This is a genomic window from Rothia similimucilaginosa, assembly GCF_029850985.2.
GTDB lineage: Bacteria > Actinomycetota > Actinomycetes > Actinomycetales > Micrococcaceae > Rothia.
In genome coordinates, this window is record NZ_CM138149.1 from 1,681,454 (window position 1) to 1,700,327 (window position 18,874).

Annotated in this window: 14 protein-coding genes and 1 tRNA gene; 4 read left to right on the top strand and 11 right to left on the bottom strand. The window is 56.8% G+C overall.

Annotation, left to right across the window (positions count from 1 at the left end; genetic code table 11):
* Positions 1-95: 95 nt before the first annotated feature.
* A complete protein-coding gene (locus QFX07_RS06920; protein ID WP_279754306.1) occupies positions 96-1,913 on the bottom strand; it encodes an ABC transporter ATP-binding protein in 1,818 nt (605 codons plus the stop codon).
* A gap of 309 nt (positions 1,914-2,222) precedes the next feature.
* Between QFX07_RS06920 and QFX07_RS06925 the strand changes: the two genes are divergently transcribed.
* Positions 2,223-3,344, top strand: coding sequence for an arsenate reductase/protein-tyrosine-phosphatase family protein (locus QFX07_RS06925; RefSeq protein WP_279754305.1), 1,122 nt, complete (start codon positions 2,223-2,225; stop codon positions 3,342-3,344).
* Between the two features lie 136 nt (positions 3,345-3,480).
* Here the strand turns inward: QFX07_RS06925 and QFX07_RS06930 are convergent, their stop codons facing one another.
* The 3 genes from QFX07_RS06930 to QFX07_RS06940 form a co-directional block, all read right to left on the bottom strand.
* Complete coding sequence (locus tag QFX07_RS06930) at positions 3,481-4,461, bottom strand: ribose-phosphate diphosphokinase (RefSeq protein WP_279754304.1); 981 nt, start codon at positions 4,459-4,461, stop codon at positions 3,481-3,483.
* 20 nt (positions 4,462-4,481) lie between these two features.
* The gene (gene glmU / locus QFX07_RS06935; RefSeq protein WP_279754303.1) at positions 4,482-5,936 is read right to left on the bottom strand and encodes a bifunctional UDP-N-acetylglucosamine diphosphorylase/glucosamine-1-phosphate N-acetyltransferase GlmU; all 1,455 of its coding nucleotides are present in this window, start codon (positions 5,934-5,936) and stop codon (positions 4,482-4,484) included.
* A gap of 87 nt (positions 5,937-6,023) precedes the next feature.
* Positions 6,024-6,094: transfer RNA gene (locus QFX07_RS06940), tRNA-Gln, on the bottom strand.
* A gap of 247 nt (positions 6,095-6,341) precedes the next feature.
* Here QFX07_RS06940 and QFX07_RS06945 point away from each other — a divergent pair.
* The gene (locus QFX07_RS06945; protein ID WP_279754302.1) at positions 6,342-8,171 is read left to right on the top strand and encodes an ABC-F family ATP-binding cassette domain-containing protein; all 1,830 of its coding nucleotides are present in this window, start codon (positions 6,342-6,344) and stop codon (positions 8,169-8,171) included.
* 221 nt (positions 8,172-8,392) lie between these two features.
* On the top strand, positions 8,393-9,334 hold the full coding sequence (locus QFX07_RS06950; protein ID WP_279754301.1) for a glycosyltransferase family 2 protein: 942 nt from the start codon (positions 8,393-8,395) through the stop codon (positions 9,332-9,334).
* A gap of 78 nt (positions 9,335-9,412) precedes the next feature.
* Here QFX07_RS06950 and QFX07_RS06955 read toward each other — a convergent pair whose 3' ends face one another.
* The 7 genes from QFX07_RS06955 to rsmI all read right to left on the bottom strand — a co-directional run bounded on the left by QFX07_RS06955 (position 9,413) and on the right by rsmI (position 16,921).
* On the bottom strand, positions 9,413-10,606 hold the full coding sequence (locus QFX07_RS06955; RefSeq protein WP_279754300.1) for a glycosyltransferase: 1,194 nt from the start codon (positions 10,604-10,606) through the stop codon (positions 9,413-9,415).
* 84 nt (positions 10,607-10,690) lie between these two features.
* Positions 10,691-11,680: a 4-(cytidine 5'-diphospho)-2-C-methyl-D-erythritol kinase gene (locus tag QFX07_RS06960; protein WP_279754299.1), complete on the bottom strand. Its 990-nt coding sequence runs from the start codon at positions 11,678-11,680 to the stop codon at positions 10,691-10,693.
* Positions 11,681-11,748: 68 nt separating this feature from the next.
* Positions 11,749-12,621 carry a 16S rRNA (adenine(1518)-N(6)/adenine(1519)-N(6))-dimethyltransferase RsmA gene (rsmA, locus tag QFX07_RS06965; RefSeq protein WP_279754298.1) on the bottom strand — a complete coding sequence of 291 codons (873 nt, stop codon included), beginning with the start codon at positions 12,619-12,621 and terminating at the stop codon, positions 11,749-11,751.
* A gap of 38 nt (positions 12,622-12,659) precedes the next feature.
* Entirely contained in the window at positions 12,660-13,451 is a 792-nt protein-coding gene (locus tag QFX07_RS06970; protein ID WP_279741802.1) for a glycosyltransferase family 25 protein, read from the bottom strand.
* A gap of 352 nt (positions 13,452-13,803) precedes the next feature.
* Positions 13,804-14,631 (bottom strand): glycosyltransferase family 25 protein, encoded by an 828-nt coding sequence (locus QFX07_RS06975; protein ID WP_279754297.1) that lies wholly within the window; start codon positions 14,629-14,631, stop codon positions 13,804-13,806.
* 216 nt (positions 14,632-14,847) lie between these two features.
* Complete coding sequence (locus QFX07_RS06980; RefSeq protein ID WP_279754296.1) at positions 14,848-15,921, bottom strand: TatD family hydrolase; 1,074 nt, start codon at positions 15,919-15,921, stop codon at positions 14,848-14,850.
* Positions 15,922-15,973: 52 nt separating this feature from the next.
* A complete protein-coding gene (gene rsmI, locus QFX07_RS06985) occupies positions 15,974-16,921 on the bottom strand; it encodes a 16S rRNA (cytidine(1402)-2'-O)-methyltransferase (RefSeq protein ID WP_279754295.1) in 948 nt (315 codons plus the stop codon).
* A gap of 198 nt (positions 16,922-17,119) precedes the next feature.
* Between rsmI and QFX07_RS06990 the strand changes: the two genes are divergently transcribed.
* Positions 17,120-18,757: a dolichyl-phosphate-mannose--protein mannosyltransferase gene (locus QFX07_RS06990; RefSeq protein ID WP_279741795.1), complete on the top strand. Its 1,638-nt coding sequence runs from the start codon at positions 17,120-17,122 to the stop codon at positions 18,755-18,757.
* The last annotated feature ends 117 nt before the right edge of the window (positions 18,758-18,874 follow it).

Below are 18,874 nucleotides of genomic sequence, written 5' to 3' on the forward strand. Positions count from 1 at the left end.
TGAGTGAGGTGCCTAAAAATCACAATCGATAGAAGGCTAAATTATGGGGGGCGACCGTACTTACTTCTGCATACGATCACCCCCCATAGTTTCAATTAGTCGGGCAGCTGGCCCAGGCGAACGAGGTTCGCAAATTCTTCGTTGGCAGCCTGAACTTCCTTGAAAGTTCCCTTATTTGCGATGCGGCCCTGGGAGAGGTACACCAGCTGGTTAACGTTACGCACCGTGGAAAGACGGTGAGCCACGATAATCACGGTAATCTCCTGGGAGATGCGGTTAATGGTCTGAGTAATCTTGTGCTCAGTCTCATTGTCCAGTGCGCTGGTTGCCTCATCCATAACCAGCAGGCTCGGGTTACGGTACATCGCACGCGCAATACCCACACGCTGACGCTGACCACCGGAAAGACGGTTACCGTTTTCGCCAATCGGAGTGTTAATGCCTTCTTCCAGAGTCCCGACAACGGGCATCAGCTCCGCCAACTCAAGGCAGTAGAGCACACGGTCATCGTCAATGTGCTTGTCGGGGATACCGAAGGCAACTGCCTCACGCAGGGTGCCATTACCCAGGTAGGGATCCTGAGGGACATAACCAATCTTCTGGTACCAGGAAGGCAAATCAGTATGGATATCCTTACCCTGGCTAGAAATCGTACCGCTCGCCGGGATCAGCAGACCAAGAATCAAGTCAACCAGAGTAGTCTTACCCGAGCCGGAACCACCCACGAAAGCAACCGAGGTACCAGCCGGAACATCCAGCTGAATGTCCTTGAGAACATCCTTATCACCATCCGGGTAACGGTAGACCAAGTTATCGATCTGAACATCCACGAGTTCAATACCCGAGTTGATAATGGTTGCCGGGTCAACTTCACTCTTGGCTTTAACCATCTGCAGACGCTGCTCTTCGGGGCTCATTGATCGGATAACCTTAGCAACCTCTTCACTAGCGAACTCGTTCGCACGGATGCTGCCAAGAGAAGCAACCATACGGGTGGCATTCGGCAGAATACGGATGCATGCGGTTGCGAAAAGCATCAGAGCTGGCAGACTATCGGCTCCCTGGGTCGATGTCATCAGACTCAAAAGACCTGCAATACCGACAATGAAGATAATTTCTAGAGCGTACTTGGGGAAATCAGCGAAGAAGGAAATATTCACCTCGCTATTCACGCTACGCAGCGCATACTGGCGGTACTCTTCAACGGTCAATTCACGCGAATTAGAAATACGAATCTCGCGAAAACCCTTGATGTTGTCGAAAAGCGAGCGGAGAGCGTCACGACCGGCACGAGCAGAAATCTCACCGTACTTAGCGTTTCCTTGACGCAGGAAGAACTGCATCACAGAGATAGTGATACCGAAATAAGCAAAGGCAATCAAAGCCGGAATCGGCATAACGTAGAGAATCATCACCAGCAACACAAGAATCGACAGTAGGTCACCGATGAAGTTAATAATTGAGCCGACGTAACCGCGGTAGGCAAAAACCACATAAGTACCAATCAGATACACAGTATCTTCAGGTTGGGACTTCCTATGATTGAAGTAGCTATCCTTCATGTAGTGGTTAAGGATAGTCGAAGAAGTTGCCAACTGCTGGTAACCGGTGAATTTCAGGCTCCAGCGCTTAAAGATGAGCGATGCAATGCCTTTAATGACAAAGGCGAGCACCAGAACAATGCCCAGATAGAGCGCCAGCTCAGATCGCTGAGGATTACCAAAAGCATCCGAGAGAACAGCCAGATAGCCGGTAATTTCCGCGCCCATCGCAATATTCACGATGGGAAGAACAGCAGCAACACCGACCATCTCCATCAAAGACAGAACGAACAGGCCGATCAGGTTAAAGACAAGTAGCGTAAAGCTCCGTCCGGGAAAAAACAGGCGAAGCTTAGTATAAATGCTCTTCATTGGTCCTCGTTGGTGAGTGTACTCGCTGGCCCCTGAGCGAGAAGAAGACCAGCATTTCACGCCAATTCTAGCACGCACCCTCTAAACATTTTCAGCATCAAGCTTGTACTTTTGGTCATCTTTAGCGGAAAGAAGCACCTCTAATTCGTAGCTAAAACACAAGACATTTATGGGTATTCGCCACACACAGGAAAAGGAACCGTTGAAGGTGCAAGTAACTCGGTATGATAGATACTATTCATTCAACCAACCCGACACTTCCGGCTTCCCTGTTCACTGTTGGGTACGTCAATTAGAAAAGGCTTTTTGATGGGCATCTTCAACATTAAGTCCCTCAAGGACAAGTACGCATGGGGCTCCTCCGAGGATAAAACCAACTCCGCAGAAACCACCGAGGAACATTCGGCGACCGTTGTTTCTTCCTCCGCAAATATTGCTGATGGAGGCCGTTCCCTCATTAAGAGTAGCCCCGAGCTGGCAGGCAAGAACCGCCACGGGATAGCCAGTCGCACCATCTCCCCTGACGATTCCCTCCTTGAAGCAGTAGACGACTACGAGGCATACACCGCTACGCGGACCCCTCAGCAGGAAGTCACCCCGAAAGAAGAACTGAGCGCCGACGGCACCGCAACCATCTCGCAGCCTCTCACCCATACCGATATCGAGGCAGCCCCCGCTGACATCCTCGATGTAGACGCTAAGCCCACAGGCCCCAGCATTATCCGTGTAGGCCAGCACAACCCACCCACCGTTGATGCCAAAGAGCTCGCCAACCCCGAAGAAGCTAACAGCCAGAACGCACAGGCTTCCCGCCCGGCTACTACGCCTCGCGGCAAACGCCCCTCCCTCTTCAAGCTCTCCCCCAAGACTCTCAACCCTACCGACAGCGTCCGCAAAGACGGCCCCTTCGAAGCGCTCTTCGTATGCACCGGTAACATTGCCCGCAGCGCATCCGGTGAGGTGATCTCCAAGCACCTCGCCGCAGAATACGGTTTGGAAGACAAGTGGATTTTCTCCAGCGCGGGTACCGGCGCACTCGTTGGCCACGGCGTCTACGAGCACGTAGCCAAAGAACTTATTGAGCGCGGCTACAACCCCGAAGGTTTCGCCTCCCGCCAGCTTAACGGCCAGATCGTCGAGAACGCCACCATTATCCTGGTCGCTGAGAAGGTACACGCCGACTGGATCGTGCGCGAATGGCCCCAGCACCACGCCAAGATCAAGCTGCTCAAGCAGGTTGCACGTATCCGTGAGGATGCACGCCGCGCCGAGCCGCTCTCTTACCTCTACTCACACGGTGCTCGTCCGCTCGATAGCGACAAGTTAGAAGACCCCTACCGCCGCGGCCCCGCAGCAGCGAAAGTTGCCGTGGACGAGGTGGAGCAGTCCCTCCGCATGATTCTGCCTTGGCTTGCACAGGTACACCGCTAATTACGCTGCACCGTATAGAGCATTAACCCGGCAGGGACAAGTATCTGTCCCTGCCGGGGTAAGCTTTAGCTTCATACAACAAAAAGTCCCCCACCGGCCGACGGTCGGCGGGGGACTCTCTTTAGGCTTTAGAAGCTTAGTGCTCGAAAATCTCGGTCACAGAGCCCTCGTCGAAGACCTCGCGGATAGCGCGAGCGATCAACGGAGCGATGGAGAGAATAGTCAGGTTATCGAACTGCTTCTCTTCCGGCACGGGCAGGGTGTTGGTCACGACGACCTCCACAGCACCGCACTGAGACAGACGCTCAGCAGCAGGATCAGACAGAACCGGGTGGGTAGCTGCGATGATAACTTCCTTCGCGCCCTTGTCCATGAGGACCTTCACAGCGCCAGCAATGGTACCGCCGGTGTCAATCATGTCGTCAATCAGCACACAGGTACGACCCTCAATATCACCCACAACAGTCTTAGAAACAGCCTGGTTGGGGACGTTAATGTCGCGAGTCTTGTGCACGAACGCCAGGGGGGCGCCGTCCAGCAGATCAGCCCAGTGCTCAGCTACACGGACACGACCAGTGTCCGGGGAAACAACGGTCACGTTCGAAAGATCCTCAACGCGCTCGCGGATATGCTTCGCCAGAACAGGAATCGCGAAGAGGTGATCCAACGGGCCGTCAAAGAAGCCCTGAATCTGCGAGGTGTGCAGATCCACGCACATCAGGCGGTCAGCACCAGCAGTCTTGTATAGGTCCGAAATCAGACGTGCCGAGATGGGCTCGCGACCCTTGTGCTTCTTGTCCTGACGAGCGTAGGGGTAGAAGGGAGACACCACGGTAATGGAACGAGCGGAGGCACGCTTGAGCGCATCGATCATAATGATCTGCTCCATGAGCCATTCGTTGATGGGTGCCGGGTGCGACTGAATCACGAAAGCGTCCGCACCGCGCACTGACTCCTCAAAGCGGACGTAGGTCTCGCCATTGGCGAAGGTGTATGAGGAGGTGGGCAGCAGGTCGTGATCAAGTGCCTGCGCAATCTCCTCGGCAAGCTTGGGGTGCGCTCGACCGGAGACCACTACAAGCTTGCGCTCACCAGGGTTGGTAATCTCGCTACTCATGGTGTTGTTCTTTCCTCGAATTAGGATTCTGCCGGTTCCTGCGCACCAGCAGCTTTAGCTGCCTCGGCGGGTTCAGTACCGGCACGGTTCTTCAGGACCCAGCCGTCGATAGTGCGCTGGGAAGTCTCAGAGTAGGCGAGGGCGCCCGCAGGAACATCCTTACGGATTAGCGCGCCCGCGCCGGAGTAGGCACCGTCACCGACAGTAACAGGTGCAACATAAATGCCTGCAGCACCCATACGGGCGTGTGCGCCAATCACGGAGCGGCTCTTCACCAGGCCGTTGTAGTTCGCGAAGATAGAGCCAGCGCCAATGTTCGCGCCCTCACCGATGGTGGCGTCGCCAACGTAGGACAGGTGCGGAATCTTTGCGCTATCACCAATCTGCGAGTTCTTAGCCTCGCAGAAAGTGCCAAGCTTAGCGTCCTTACCCAGGGTGGTACCGGGGCGCAGGTATGCGAACGGGCCAACAGTTGCACCTTTGCCAATGACAGCGCCGTGACCGTGCGCGCGGATGACGGTAGCACCAGCCTCAACGGTCATGTCAGTCAGGGTGGTGTCTGGGCCAATGGTAGCGCCGGTAGCGACGGTGGTAGAACCGTGCAACTGTACACCAGGCAGCAGGGTTACGTCGTTCTCAATGGTGACGGTAACATCAACCCAAGTGTTCTCAGTATCAACGACGGTCACGCCGTTACGCATGTGAGTCTCAAGGATGCGGTTGTTGAGCATACGACCCAGCTGAGCCAGCTGCACGCGGTCGTTAGCGCCCTCGACCTCCCAACGGTCCTCAATAGCCAGAGCGGAGGTGCGGTAGCCCTTAGAACGAGCGATGGACAGAACGTCGGTAATATACTTCTCGCCCTGTGCGTTGTTGGTGGTCACCTCGAGCAGTGCCTCTCGCAGAACAGCGGCGTCAAAAGCGTAAATACCGGAGTTAATTTCGGTAATTTCGAGTTCTTCGGGGGAAGCGTCCTTCGCCTCAACAATGGCGGTCACTTCGCCAGCCTGGTTACGGACAATACGACCGTAGGCGCCGGGCTCACCAATGTGGGTGGTCAGGACAGTTACGGAGTTCTTGTCTTCTTCGTGGAAGGCAATCAGTTCGCGCAGGGTTTCGGGGCGCAGCAGAGGAACATCGCCGTAGGTCACCAGGACGGTGCCGGAGACGGGTGCCTGCGCATCCAGGGCATTCAGACCGACCTCAACCGCGCGACCAGTACCCGGAGTCTCGTCCTGATCAACGATGGTTACCTCAGGGTCAAATGTAAGCACATGCTCAGCGACCTTATCGCGCTGGTGGCGTACCACAACAGCGAGGCGCTCGGGGTTCAAATCTCGTGCAGCAGCGACAGCATGCTCAACCATGGATCGACCACCAATGCCGTGCATGACCTTGGGGGTAGCGGACTTCATGCGCGTACCAGCGCCTGCAGCGAGAACGATCACTGCAGAGGGTGCCAGTTCAGTGTTCACTGGGAAGACTCCTTAGACGAGGTTGCAAGAGTGAGGAGTGAGCGCGGACCGATAACTCTCTATCAACGGTGCCGTTGAGTGCTTACGCTCCGCCACTAGGACTCGAACCTAGACAAACGGCTCCAAAGGCCGCTGTGCTGCCATTACACCATGGCGGATTATCCTTGCATTTATCCTTACATTCACGACAAGCCCCCCGCTAACGGGTCCTCATCGTCATGGCCGCAATTTTGGGCACAGAACAACGCAATGCAGGAAATGCTTTCCTCAGTTTATCAAATATCTGTGCTCAACTTAGCCGCACACCCCGCAATCCCCACAGCTTATCTCACCGCCATCAAGTACCCCCTCATCAAAATTTGGAGCACTACTTGAAGTGAAGACTCACCCTGTACCCTAGAAGGCGTGGCACATCTACTTGGCGGCGAATCGCTGCACCTCGAATTCCCTACCCGAACCATCTTTGAAGGCATCACAGTCGGCCTGAACGAAGGCGACCGCATCGGCATTGTCGGTCGCAACGGCGACGGCAAGTCCACCCTCATGAAGATTCTTGCCGGCCGGCTCGAACCGGACTCCGGCCGGGTTACCGTGCGCGGCGACACGCGCATCGGTTACCTCGACCAGTCAGACATCCTCGACGACAACCACACCGTCGGCTACGCAATTGTGGGTGAAACCCCCGAATACGAATGGGCCTCGCAGGCACGCATCCGCGATGTCATCTCCGGTCTGGTCTCTGACCTTCCCTGGGATGCACCCATCTCTTCACTCTCCGGCGGTCAGCGCCGACGTGTAGCAATCGCCTCACTGCTCGCGCAGGAGTGGGACGTGCTCATGCTCGACGAGCCCACCAACCACCTGGATGTTGAAGCCATCACCTGGCTCGCCAACCATCTGAAGTCCCGCTGGGCAAAGAATGCGGGCGGCCTCATGGTCGTTACCCATGACCGCTGGTTCCTTGACGAAATCTGTACCGATACCTGGGAGGTGCACGACCGCATCGTCGAACCCTTCGAGGGCGGCTACGCGGCGTATATTCTGCAGCGTGTAGAACGTGACCGTCAGGCAGCCGCAGCGGAGGCGAAGCGTCAGAACCTGATGCGCAAGGAGCTCGCTTGGCTGCGCCGCGGTGCGCCCGCGCGTACCTCCAAGCCGAAGTTCCGCATTGATGCCGCCAACGCCCTCATTGCGGACGTTCCGCCGGTGCGTGACACCCTGGAGCTGAAGAAGATGGCAGTCTCCCGCCTCGGCAAGGACGTGGTCGACCTCGAGAATGTTTCCGTCGTCTATGACGACCCCTCGATGCCCGGCGGCAAGCGTCCCGTGCTGAAGAAGGTCACCTGGCGTATTGCCCCCGGCGAGCGCACCGGAATCCTGGGCGTGAACGGCGCGGGTAAGTCCACGATGCTCTCCCTGGTAACCGGTGATCTGAAGCCGACCGAGGGTCGTGTCAAGCACGGTAAGACTGTGAAGATTGCGACCCTGACCCAGCAGCTCGATGAGCTCAACGAGGTCGCTAACGACCGTGTCTCGGATGTGATTGGGCGCAAGAAGCGTAGCTACATTGCCGATGGTAAGGAGCTATCCACCTCACAGATGCTGGAGCGTTTGGGCTTTACGAGTGCGCAGCTGTCCACTCCGGTCAAGGACCTTTCGGGTGGTCAGAAGCGTCGCCTGCAGCTCATGCTGATTCTGCTGGATGAACCGAATGTGCTGATTCTCGACGAGCCGTCCAACGACCTGGACACCGATATGCTCGCCGCGATGGAGGACCTGCTGGACACTTGGCCGGGCACCCTGCTGGTGGTCAGCCACGACCGTTACCTCATAGAACGCGTGACCGATCAGCAGTACGCCGTGATTGACGGTTCGTTCCGTCACCTGCCCGGCGGTGTGGACGAGTATTTGGCGCTCTCGGCAGCCGGTGCTGGCGGTTCTGCCGCCGGTAGCGCGCAGGCACGTGCCGCATCCTCGGCGCAGGCTTCTGCTGAGCCGGATACCCCGAAGGTCTCCGGTGCCGAGCTACGTGCGGCGCAGAAGGAATCCGGTGCAATTGAGCGCCGCCTCGCCAAGCTCACTGCTGAGCAGGAGAAGCTCTCTGAGCAGATGAGCGCGCACGATGCCTCGGACTACGCCGGTTTGGCGGCGCTCGGCGAGCAGCAGCAGGCACTTCAGGATGAGATTGACGAGCTAGAAATGCGCTGGCTCGAACTCTCCGAACTGCTGGGCTAACGCCAACTTCATATGCCATATGTAACAGCGGATTTCTCATCTGCTTCTGCAGGATACCGCCTCGTTTCGGGGCGATATCCCGTTACTATAGGTATTAGCTTTTAACACTTTTAGGGAGTAATTTTCCCGCTCGCCCTTATGAAGGTATCTATGCTCAACACTCTCAAACAGCTCAAATACCAGTCTGCTCTGGTCTGGGTTGTGGAACTAGGCAGGTAAGTATGTCTGAAACCTCTCGTTACGACGCCACCGTCATTATTCCCGTCTACAATGGCGCCGCTTTCATTGAAAAGCAGCTGCAGGCGCTTGCCGCGCAGCAGACCAATCGCTCTTTTGAGGTGGTCGTCAGCGATAACGGTAGCACCGACAACACCGTCGAGTTGGTAGAAGCCTTCAACGCACCCTACCCCCTGCGTTGTGTGGACTCCAGCAACATTAAGGGCCCCGCAAACGCCCGTAACGTCGGCGCACGTGAGGCACGCGGTAAGATTCTCGTCTTCTGCGACTCCGACGACTATGTAGAAACCGGATGGCTGGACGGTCATTTGGCGGTCCAGGATGAGCACGGTCCGGCACTTGTTTCGGGCGCCAACCTGCACAACGACAACCCCGTTGAGGTGCTCAAGGCCTACGGTGTTCCGCTCGACTCGGACGAGAAGGTCCTGGCGAATCCCTCCCTGGTAGAGACCGAAGCGGAGATCGCTCCCTTCGCGGGTTTCCTGCCCTCAATTACCGGCTGCAACTTCTCCGTTCCCCGCGATGTATACCTACGTATCGGCGGCATGGACTGCAGCTACATCGCGGGTTCCGAAGAGACCGACTTCTCCTGGCGAGTCAGCCAAACTGGTATCCCCTTCTACAAGACCTACGCCTCGCTGGTGCGCTACCGTCTCCGCTCCACCCCGAAGAAAATCTTCCGTCAGCAGCGCAACTACCAGCACTACCGCATACTCCTGTGGATGCGTTTCAAAGATCAGGGTATGAACGGCCCCAGCATCAAGTACTCGGTCATAGCCCTGGCGAAGTCCCTGCCACTTCTACTCTCCCCCGCCACTCGCCTGGTGGGTGCGCGAGAAGCCGGTGCGAACCTGGGTGCTCTTGAAGGAATGTTCCAGTACCGTTTCCGTGCGGTTCCCGAGCGTCAGCTCATGAACAACCACTAAGCGCGCATAGAAGAATGCCGGTTCTAGATATCTAGAACCGGCATTCTTCTATGTTCAGGTTTATATTCGCGTCGTAGACTAACGCTGAATCGATGCGAAGACTTCTTCCCAGCGTCGGACAATATATTCAGGTGCGTATTCCTTCGCTTTCTGGAAGCAACGCTCCGATTTCTCCGCACGCTGCGCATCATCGCTCATCGCCACGCGCAGCTGCTCGGTCAGCGCCTCCACGCTGCGCTCCTGCGCCAGGTAGCCCACCTGCGGAAGCACATCTCGCAGAACCCAGCACGAGGGGTACGAGACCATGGGGGTACCCACACGCATCGCCTCCTGCAGGGACATCGGCGCACCCTCAAAATCAGAGGCGCCAATAGTCAACGACGCCTCAGCGTACGCTTCAAGCACCTGCTCGGAGTTCTGAGGACCGCCCACCACGATGCGCTCAGCCAGCGCAGAATCCAGGGAAGCAATACGGTCCTTCATCTGACGCTCAATCGCCTCATCACCACTACCGTTGAGCTTCAAAACCCATTCCGGGAACTCCGGCGCGCACGTAATAAAGCTCTCCAGAATACGCATCAGGCCCTTCTCTTCAGAGTAACGACCGATAAACTGCACCACCGGCTTCTTCTGCTGCGCCAGAGCCAGGACCTTCTGCTCAACGGCAGGATCCAGTGAAGCATTCGGATTCGACACCGCCTCCACCGGTCGGTTCAGCCATTCAGCAAAGAGCTGCGCATCACCCTCAGAAAGAGCGATAAAAGAATCAAAAACAGCGGCGAACTGACGAAGCTCCTTTTCGGAGTCCACACGGTAGGCGCTGTCGTAGCCGCTGTGGAACTCGTACAGATAGCTGATACCCCGCTTCTGAGCGGCGCGCGCATAATCTACCAGGTACGCCCCGATGCCGTTCATCGCAGTCAAAATGACGGTCTCCTCGTCCAGAGACTTTAGGTAACGGCGGGTACGTGCCTCGTTATAGCGATCCCACAGGGCCGTAAACCCCTTCTTAGCCGTCAGAACAAGACCCAGCGGGCCGGGGTTGTTGTAAACCAGCTTATTATGCGTTGTCTTCGAAACAAGCGAGCCAGTATGCACCACAAAATCAGGGTTTACCGCGTCAGGGTTATCACCCATATTGTCGAAAAGCGCCATATAGCTAACGTTGTAGCCAGCCTCTTTAAAAGCGCGTCCCAGCAGCTTATTCACGGTACTAATACCGCCCAGAATACTAAAACGGTCCTGGGCAATAACAATATTTTTAACCTTCATCGTATTCTCCCTTTCAGCCAGAGAACGGTAGAAGTCAGTGAGTGATAGAACTGTTATCTATAGTGCCAGATATAGGCGTGGTATTCAGGCACTCAGCGCGCTCACGGCGTGGTGGCCCTCAGCGCGGAGAGAGGCAGCCAGAGCCTCCGCCCGAGCCTGCGAAGAAACCAGCAGAAGCACCGTCGGACCGGAACCGGACACCAGTGATGCATACACGCCCTCGCTATCACACAGGTTCAGGGTCTGTTCAAGCTGCGGGGCGCACGAAAGTGCGGGTGCCTGCAAATCATTACGCAACAGCGACGTCAAGGAGGCGAGCGCCGCCTCCGAACCGTCGTAAGAGTTCAGTGCTTCGAGAAGCTCTGCGGGTTCTAGCAGCTCACCGGAGGCGGGGTACAGCGCCGAGGCGCGGCCGGCGTCCAACTGTTTGAAGACACTGGGGGTTGAGAGGCCAAACTGCGCGGCAACAATCACCAGATGCAGGGGTTTCCGAGGAGCCGCAACGTTCTGCAGCTCGGTACCGGTCCCCTGCCCCAGGGCGAGGGTCTGTCCGAGCGCAGCGCGCACGCTAAAGGGAATATCGGCGCCCAGCTGCGCGGCGAGACGTTCATAATCTGTCTGGGTCAGGAGCTCACCGGTGCGGCCGGTTGCGTGCAGGTAGCGGTCCGTAGCAATGAGTGCAGCAGCCGCGTCCGCTGATCCGCCAGCCATGCCGCCTGCCACGGGCACAGCCTTCGCAATATGCAAGTGCAGTGCCGGGGTAGAATCAATACCGTGCTCCGTAAGAATCAGCTCGGCGGCACGGTACACAAGATTCCGCTCATCCATCGGCACAGCGGCAGGGTCGAACTGCCCCGCCTGCATCTGCTGATCCACCAGGGAGCCGGGCACAATATCCATGTTCAAGCTCAGCCCCGGCATCTGCCCCTCAGAGACCGTGATGGTCTCCATCAAAGAGACCGCCGCAAAAAGCGTAGTCAACAGGTGGTAGCCGTCCGCGCGGACATCCCCCACGGCGAGGTACAGATTGACCTTACCGGGAGCATCAACGGAAATAGCGGCCTGGGTACTCATCAGCGCATACACCTTTCGCGCGGGAACTCGCGAGAGAACGTTAGTGAAAAATTCAGAGCGGGAAGAAGCTACTCCGCTACAGGCTCAGCCGGAATAGTCAGCGAAGCCTCCGCAATGCGGATAAAACCGTGAATATCCAGCTTCTCACCGCGTTCCGTCGGAGCGATACCGGCAGCCACCAGAATCTGCTCCGCACGCGCACCCGACCCCGCCCAGGAGCTCAACGCAGCGCGCAGAGTCTTACGGCGCTGAGCGAAAGCGGCGTCCACAATCGTGAACACCAGGTCACGGTCAACGGTAGAGAGAGGCTCCTCGCGCATGCGGAAACCCACCAGGCCCGAGTTAATCTTCGGCGCAGGCCAGAACACATTCTTGCCAATCACGCCCGCCTTATACACCTCGGCATACCAATTAGCCTTCACCGAGGGCACACCGTAAATCTTTGAACCCGGGGTCGCCGAAAGACGGTCGGCGACCTCGTCCTGAACCATCACCAGGGCGTGACGAATGCTCGGGAACTGCGCAAACAGATGCAGAAGCACCGGAACCGCCACGTTATAGGGTAGGTTCGCCACCAGGGCGTCCGGGGTGCGGGGCAGCTCGGTGACCTTCAGAGCATCCATGAGCACCACATCAATATCGCCCGCCTTCTCGGGGCAGAACTTCTCAATCGTGTGCGGAAGCTGCTGAGCCAGCGGCGGGTCAATCTCAACCGCAACCATATCCTTCGCAGCATCCAGGATGCCGAGGGTCAACGAACCCAGGCCCGGGCCAACCTCCAGCACCGTCTCCTCCGGTGAAATCTCTGCCGCGCTGACAATACGACGAATCGTATTCGGATCAATCACAAAGTTCTGCCCAAGAGTCTTCGTCGGGCGAATACCCAGCATCTCGGCAAGCTCACGAATCTCAGCGGGGCCGAGCAGGGGCAGATCGTTCACGGTGTTCCTTCGGTAGGTGTAGGTTTCTACACTCCAGGTTACCGTGCCAGGCGACGCTTCACATCTTCAACGGTAGACAGCAAGGCGTTCTTAGCGTTGGCCAAACGTGCCTTCGGCGCTAGCAAAACACGCAAGCGACCAATAATGTTATTAGCTTGCAGACCCCTATACAGCGTTTCAACGTGGCGAATGCCAAGGTCTTCGATGAGGCTAGAGCCTTCCCAATCGCATAGGCCGGGCTGTACGTAGCGCACGTCCATGCCCCATTCCTCGTACAGGGGGTAATCATCAGCCACAGTACCCGGCATTCCCTTATCAAAATTCTTCAGAAGAAGTTCAGCACCGGAACGCGAAATTAGGTATAGACCAGTACCGGTCAAGCGGGTCAGGCTGTATTTCCCTCCCATACGGTATTTACCGTATACGAACGGGGAGAGCAAAGAGATACGAGGATATTTCACCCGCGGGTTCATCTTACCCGCTTCGAGCGCGAGTGCATCACAGAGGACAACCATCTGGACATGCGGATACTTAGCAATAATATTCTGCACTACGGGCTCAGCATCTGCGGAGATAATAATGTCGTCCTCAGCAATGAGGGCCCAGTCAGCATCGCTTGCCAGAAAATCACGCCACATATTCAGGTGGCTGAGCATACATCCTCGTTCGGCGTTCTTCGGGTCACGATGCCAACGGGATCGAAAAAATTCGACATCAAATTCTTCATCAGTGACGTGGCCGTCAAGGTTATCTACGGCAGAGTAGCGCACAAAATCTTGGGCAGGCGCACCCGCCGAATAGAAAGATTCAAAGCGATTCTTATTGTCCATGCCAAGGACGTATTTTAGGACTTTTGCCATGATGTTCCCTTTTCTGTGGCACGCCCATACAGCCTTAGCGTGAAACGACATGAGCCCTGCATGAGTTACCAAAGTATTGACTCGACAACAACATATACGGGGCACGCCGAAAGCGCACGCGTATTATGGCATAATGCCTAGTCAATGAGTGAATGATATGTATAGCCTATCACCCAGCCTAAGATAGTCCCAGCAACTGGTACACAGTTTCCTGTTATGTCTCACACTTTGTGCACAATCTCACACGCAAAATCTGAAAATACCCGTCAAAAATCTCTCTCCACCACACATGTGACGAAGAGGGACTTCATATAGAGCTTGCTTACTTCGGTTTACCCAGGCGCTGCTTCACCTCATCAAGAGTAGCATCCAGGGCGTTCTTTGCATTCACCAAACGCATCTTCGGAGCCAACGCAATACGCACTCGATCCAGGGCGCTCGAACCCTTCTGATTCTCAGCCAGCATCTCCAGGTGGCTCTTACCGGAATCCAGAATGACGCTGCTACCCTCCCAATCGCACAGACCGGGCTGCACGAAACGCACATCCACACCCCACTGCTGGTACAGTTTGTAATCATCAGCCACGGTACCCGGGGCCTTATTCTCAAACTGCTTGAGCAGCAGCTCAGCGCCCGAACGGGAAATCAAGTACAGACCGGTGCAACCCAGGCGAGTCGAACCGTACAGCTTGCCCATACGGTATTTACCATGCACAAAAGGAGACAGCAGAGACAAGCGAATATACTCCACACGCGGGTTCATGGTGCCCGCCTTGAACGAGCACGCATCGCACAGGTTCACCAGCTGAACCTGCGGATACTTGGTGATGATTGCATTCACCACCACCTCAGCATCCGGAGAAATAAGGACGTCGTCCTCAGCAATCAGAGCCCAGTCCGCATCTGATGCGACGAAGTCCTCCCACATCTTCACGTGGCTAAGCATGCAGCCACGCTCAGCCGGGGTGGGGTCACGATGCCAGCGGCTGCGAAAAAGTTCAACATCAAATTCTTCATCGGTCACATGATTATCACGGTTATCCACCGCAGAATAAGGCACGAAATCCTTCGCGGGTACGCCAACCGAATAGAACGATTCAAAACGATTCGCGCCATCCAGGCCCAGAACATACTTCAGAATCTTTGCCATAGTATCCTCCTAAAACACCAGCCATGGGGTGCTACGCATAAACTCTTGTCGGGATGTTCGCAGCACCAATTATTGAGGCACTATACGCACCTAAATACTGCAAACCAAATCATGGTATAGCTATCTGAGTGGGTTGTTTGTAGTCGCTACAGTCTAGCACGCAGGCACGCACCGCGAGGCTACCCAGAATATCTATCCGCTACAGGCTGTACGCGCCTACCACTGACCGTAAACCCGCTCCGAATTCTCACGAATACGGCGGCAGATCGCCTCCAAATCCTCACCGCGATGAGCCGCCATAAAACGCACCGTATAGTTCGTCATGTAGGACGCATTCGGGCGGCCACGGAACGGATGCGGGGTCAAGAACGGCGCATCCGTCTCAGCCAGCATCAGCTCCGGACGAGCCATCGCCAACGACTCCTGAATACCCTTCGAATTCTTGAAAGTCACCGTGCCGGCAAAGCTCATATACCAGCCGCGCTCATTGCAGATCGCCGCAAGCTCCGGGCCACCCGAATAGCAGTGGAACACGGTACGTTCCGGCGCACCCTCTTCATCCAGGATCCGCACAACGTCCTCATGCGCATCACGGTCGTGAATCTGCAGCGCCAGGTTGTGCTTCTTCGCAATGCGAATATGCTCACGGAAGCTGTAGTGCTGCGCATCCATGCCTTCCTCACCTGTGCGGAAATAGTCCAGGCCGGTCTCACCAATAGCGCGCACACGGTCGGCGGTAGCGAGCTCGTCGAGGGTGGCGAGCGCCGCATCCAGCTGACCGGCTGCAGCCAGCTCGGGGGCGGTGTTGGGGTGAATCGCAATAGCGGCGAGGACACGCTCATCAGACTGCGCGGCGGCGACCGCGTATAGGGAGGAGGGGATATCGCATCCAACCTGCACGATGGCGGCGATGCCGAGCTTCTCACCGGCATCGAGTGCGTCGCGGGCGCTGATTTCCACTTCGCCGTCGAGCAGGTCCATGTGGGTGTGGTTATCCACGATGGGGTACGGCAGAGGCTCAGGGGCAGGCGGGAAGACCAGGTTGCGGCTGCGGCCGTTCTCGCCGGTGGTAGAGCGGCGGCGGGTTCCCTCTCCGCCTTCGGCATCGCTGATGCCGGTGTAGAGTTCCGCCTTATAGGGTGCGGGTACTTCACCGGGCACCGGCTCCCAGCCTTTAGGGAGGGCGGTTGTTTGGAGTGCCGTGGGGGTGGGCAGGGTGTAGTTCGCCAGTGCGGCGAGGGAGGTCAAGTACTCCTGGGTGATTTCAGGACCGGGATGGCTCTGACACATTAATAAATCCTCGGGATAAAACTGCGGGGTAAAGCTGCGGGGTGTTTTTGGGCTATTCGGAGCGGGCAGCCAGTGCCGCCTCGTACAGGTCACGCTTGGAGGTGCCGGTCTCAGCGGCGACCGCGGCGCAGGCGCTCTTGAGACGCTCGCCGCCAGCCACACGGTCGAGGACCAACTGCACTACGTCCTGCGCTTCGGGGGTTTGGGGGGCTTGTGCGCCCTCAACGATAATGACGATTTCGCCTCGGACGCGTTCAGACTCAGCCCATTCGGCAAGCTCAGTCAGGGTACCGCGTCGAACCTCTTCGTGAAGCTTAGTTAGCTCACGACTGACCGTTCCGCGGCGGTTGGCGCCGAAGGTCTGCACGAAGTCTGCCAGGGTCGCGGCGGTGCGGTGCGGGGATTCGTAGAAAATCATGGTGCGCTCCTCCCCCACCAACGATGCAAGACGGCGGGTGCGCTCGGAGCCCTTGCGGGCGAGGAAACCTTCGAAGGTGAATCGTCCCGTCGGCAGGCCGGAGAGCGCGAGCGCGGTCAACGCCGCGGAGGGGCCGGGCACCACGGTGACGGGCAGGTTAGCTTCTGCGACGGCTGCGACGGCAATATAGCCGGGGTCGGAGATGGTGGGCATGCCCGCATCCGAGAGCAGCAGCACACGCTGGCCATCCTGTACCGCCTGCACAATGGTTTCACTGCGTTCGGCTTCGTTGTGGTCGTGGTTGACGATGATGCGGCCGCGCGTGCGCACGCCAAGCCCGGAGGCGAGGGTTCGTAGCTTACGGGTGTCTTCAACGGCGATGAGGTCTGCGGTGGCGAGGGCTGAGCGCAGTCGGTCGGAGGCATCGGCAAGGTTGCCGATGGGGGTACCGCCGAGGATGAGCACGCCGCCTTCTTCGGAAGTGACGGCGGTGTCAGCGGTATCAGCGATGTCAGTCTGGGGTCCCTGGACCGTTTCTAAGGGGTCGGTGGTTGCTTCAGTGTATTCTGCGGATGCAGTCATGGCAGGCCTCGTGTCTGTGTCTGGTCTTCGTGTACCCACTAAGTGTAACGCCCGCGCTCTGTCGGATGCCGGGTGGGCTTACTAGGCGAGGTAGAGGATAGAAGTAGCTAGTGCGAGTGGGGGGTCCGAGTGCGTCATATATGCCGTTCACGTGCTGAAATGGTGCATCGTACCTTCTGACCCTTTAGGATTGATGGGGTGAAGATACCTAAGCTACTTTCTCCCGCATCTGCCGCTCCGGCTGATTCGACCCGTTCTTCGTCTGAACATGGTCGTTACAGCCTCGATTCTCTGCTGGATGCGCTCGCTGTTGCCTATATTCGTGCCCCGCGTTGGGGTTGGTTGGCGCCTGCATTGATTGTGCTGGTTGCCGGCATTCTGCGTTTTTATAATTTGGCGCATCCGAATGCCATTGTTTTTGATGAGACCTACTACGCCAAGGATGCCTATTCGTATGTGCATTACGGCTATGAGCTGAGCTGGTCAAAGGAGGCTAACGCTTCCTTCGCAGCCGGTCACCCGTCGGGTCTGTTGACGGATTCGCCGGAGTATGTGGTGCATCCGCCGTTGGGTAAGTGGATGATTGCTGCGGGCATGGCGATTTTTGGTGATAATAATCCCTTTGGTTGGCGTGTTTCTGCTGCGGTGGTTGGCACCCTGTCGGTGGCGTTGATTGCCTATTCTGGCTGGTTGCTGTTCCGTTCGATGACTGTGGCGACTATTGCGGCGCTACTGGCTGCTGTTGATGGTCTGATGCTGGTGGAGTCTCGTCTGGCTCTGCTGGATATTTTCCAGATGTTCTGGATTTTGGCGACTTTTGTGTGTCTGGTGCTTGACCGTATTCAGGCACGGCGTGTGTTGGCGCACCATATTGCGGAAGCAGCACGCCAAAATAGCGGTGTGCTTCCACCGACGCCATGGGGCCCGAGTATGGGCCTGCGTCTGTGGCGTTTCGCTGCCGGTGTATGTGCCGGCGCTGCGGTGGGCGTGAAGTGGAATTCGTTGTTCTTTATTGCGGCGATGGGTCTGCTGACGGTGTTCTGGGATATTAATGCTCGCCGTATTGTGGGTCTGAACAAGTGGGGTTTGACGGCGCTGGTGCGTGATGGCATCCCCGCGTTCTTCCAGATGATTGGTATGGGTCTGCTGGTGTATCTGAGTACCTGGGCGGGCTGGTTCCAGTCGTCGAATGCGTATTTCCGTCGCTGGGCGGTTGAGAACCCGGGTAAGGGTGTCATGTGGCTTCCTGAGGATTTGCGTTCCCTGTGGGAGTACCATGTCTCGGCGTTTAAGTTCCATTCTGGTTTGAGCAGCCCGCATACATATTCTTCGCAGGCGTGGCAGTGGCTGGTTTTGGGTCGCCCAACCTCGTACTACTATGAGTCGCCGCAGTTGGGTTCTTCGGGTTGTACCGTGAAGTCGTGTTCCGAGGCTATTTTGAATATCGGTAACCCGGCGATTTGGTGGGCTTTTATTCCGGCGATTATTGTGGCGCTTCTGATTCTGCTGCTGAAGCGGGATTGGCGTTTTGGTGCGCTACTGGTTGTATTCGGTGCGGGCTATTTCCCGTGGTTTATGTACCCGACTCGCACGATGTTCTATTTCTATGCGCTGTCCTTTGAGCCGTTCCTGATTCTACTGTTGGCGGGTGTTTTGGGTCTGGCTCTGTCGGGTTCTCGCGGTTCGGTGTTGCGTGCTCGTTTGGGCGTGACGCTGGTGGCGATCTACCTGGTGGGTGTGCTGGTGTTGAGCGCGTACTTTATGCCGTTGTGGACTGCTCAGGTGATTCCGTATGAGCAGTGGTATTCGCATATGTGGTTTAAGTCCTGGATTTAGGATAGCTCGGCTTTTGGGCTTGGGTTTTAGGCTGGGGATCTAGGCTGAGGTTTTAGTCCTGGTTTTAGACCTGGGTCGCAGCGCGAGCGATACGAGCTTAGGTATAACGAAGGAGGC

Excerpts from the sequence above, each read along its gene's own strand:
- rsmI (WP_279754295.1), bottom strand. The coding sequence starts at position 16,921 with ATGACTGCATCCGCAGAATACACTGAAGCAACCACCGACCCCTTAGAA.
- QFX07_RS06930 (WP_279754304.1), bottom strand. The coding sequence starts at position 4,461 with ATGAGTAGCGAGATTACCAACCCTGGTGAGCGCAAGCTTGTAGTGGTC.
- QFX07_RS06925 (WP_279754305.1), top strand. The coding sequence starts at position 2,223 with ATGGGCATCTTCAACATTAAGTCCCTCAAGGACAAGTACGCATGGGGC.
- QFX07_RS06950 (WP_279754301.1), top strand. The coding sequence starts at position 8,393 with ATGTCTGAAACCTCTCGTTACGACGCCACCGTCATTATTCCCGTCTAC.
- QFX07_RS06920 (WP_279754306.1), bottom strand. The coding sequence starts at position 1,913 with ATGAAGAGCATTTATACTAAGCTTCGCCTGTTTTTTCCCGGACGGAGC.
- QFX07_RS06975 (WP_279754297.1), bottom strand. The coding sequence starts at position 14,631 with ATGGCAAAGATTCTGAAGTATGTTCTGGGCCTGGATGGCGCGAATCGT.
- QFX07_RS06970 (WP_279741802.1), bottom strand. The coding sequence starts at position 13,451 with ATGGACAATAAGAATCGCTTTGAATCTTTCTATTCGGCGGGTGCGCCT.
- QFX07_RS06955 (WP_279754300.1), bottom strand. The coding sequence starts at position 10,606 with ATGAAGGTTAAAAATATTGTTATTGCCCAGGACCGTTTTAGTATTCTG.
- QFX07_RS06960 (WP_279754299.1), bottom strand. The coding sequence starts at position 11,680 with ATGAGTACCCAGGCCGCTATTTCCGTTGATGCTCCCGGTAAGGTCAAT.
- QFX07_RS06980 (WP_279754296.1), bottom strand. The coding sequence starts at position 15,921 with ATGTGTCAGAGCCATCCCGGTCCTGAAATCACCCAGGAGTACTTGACC.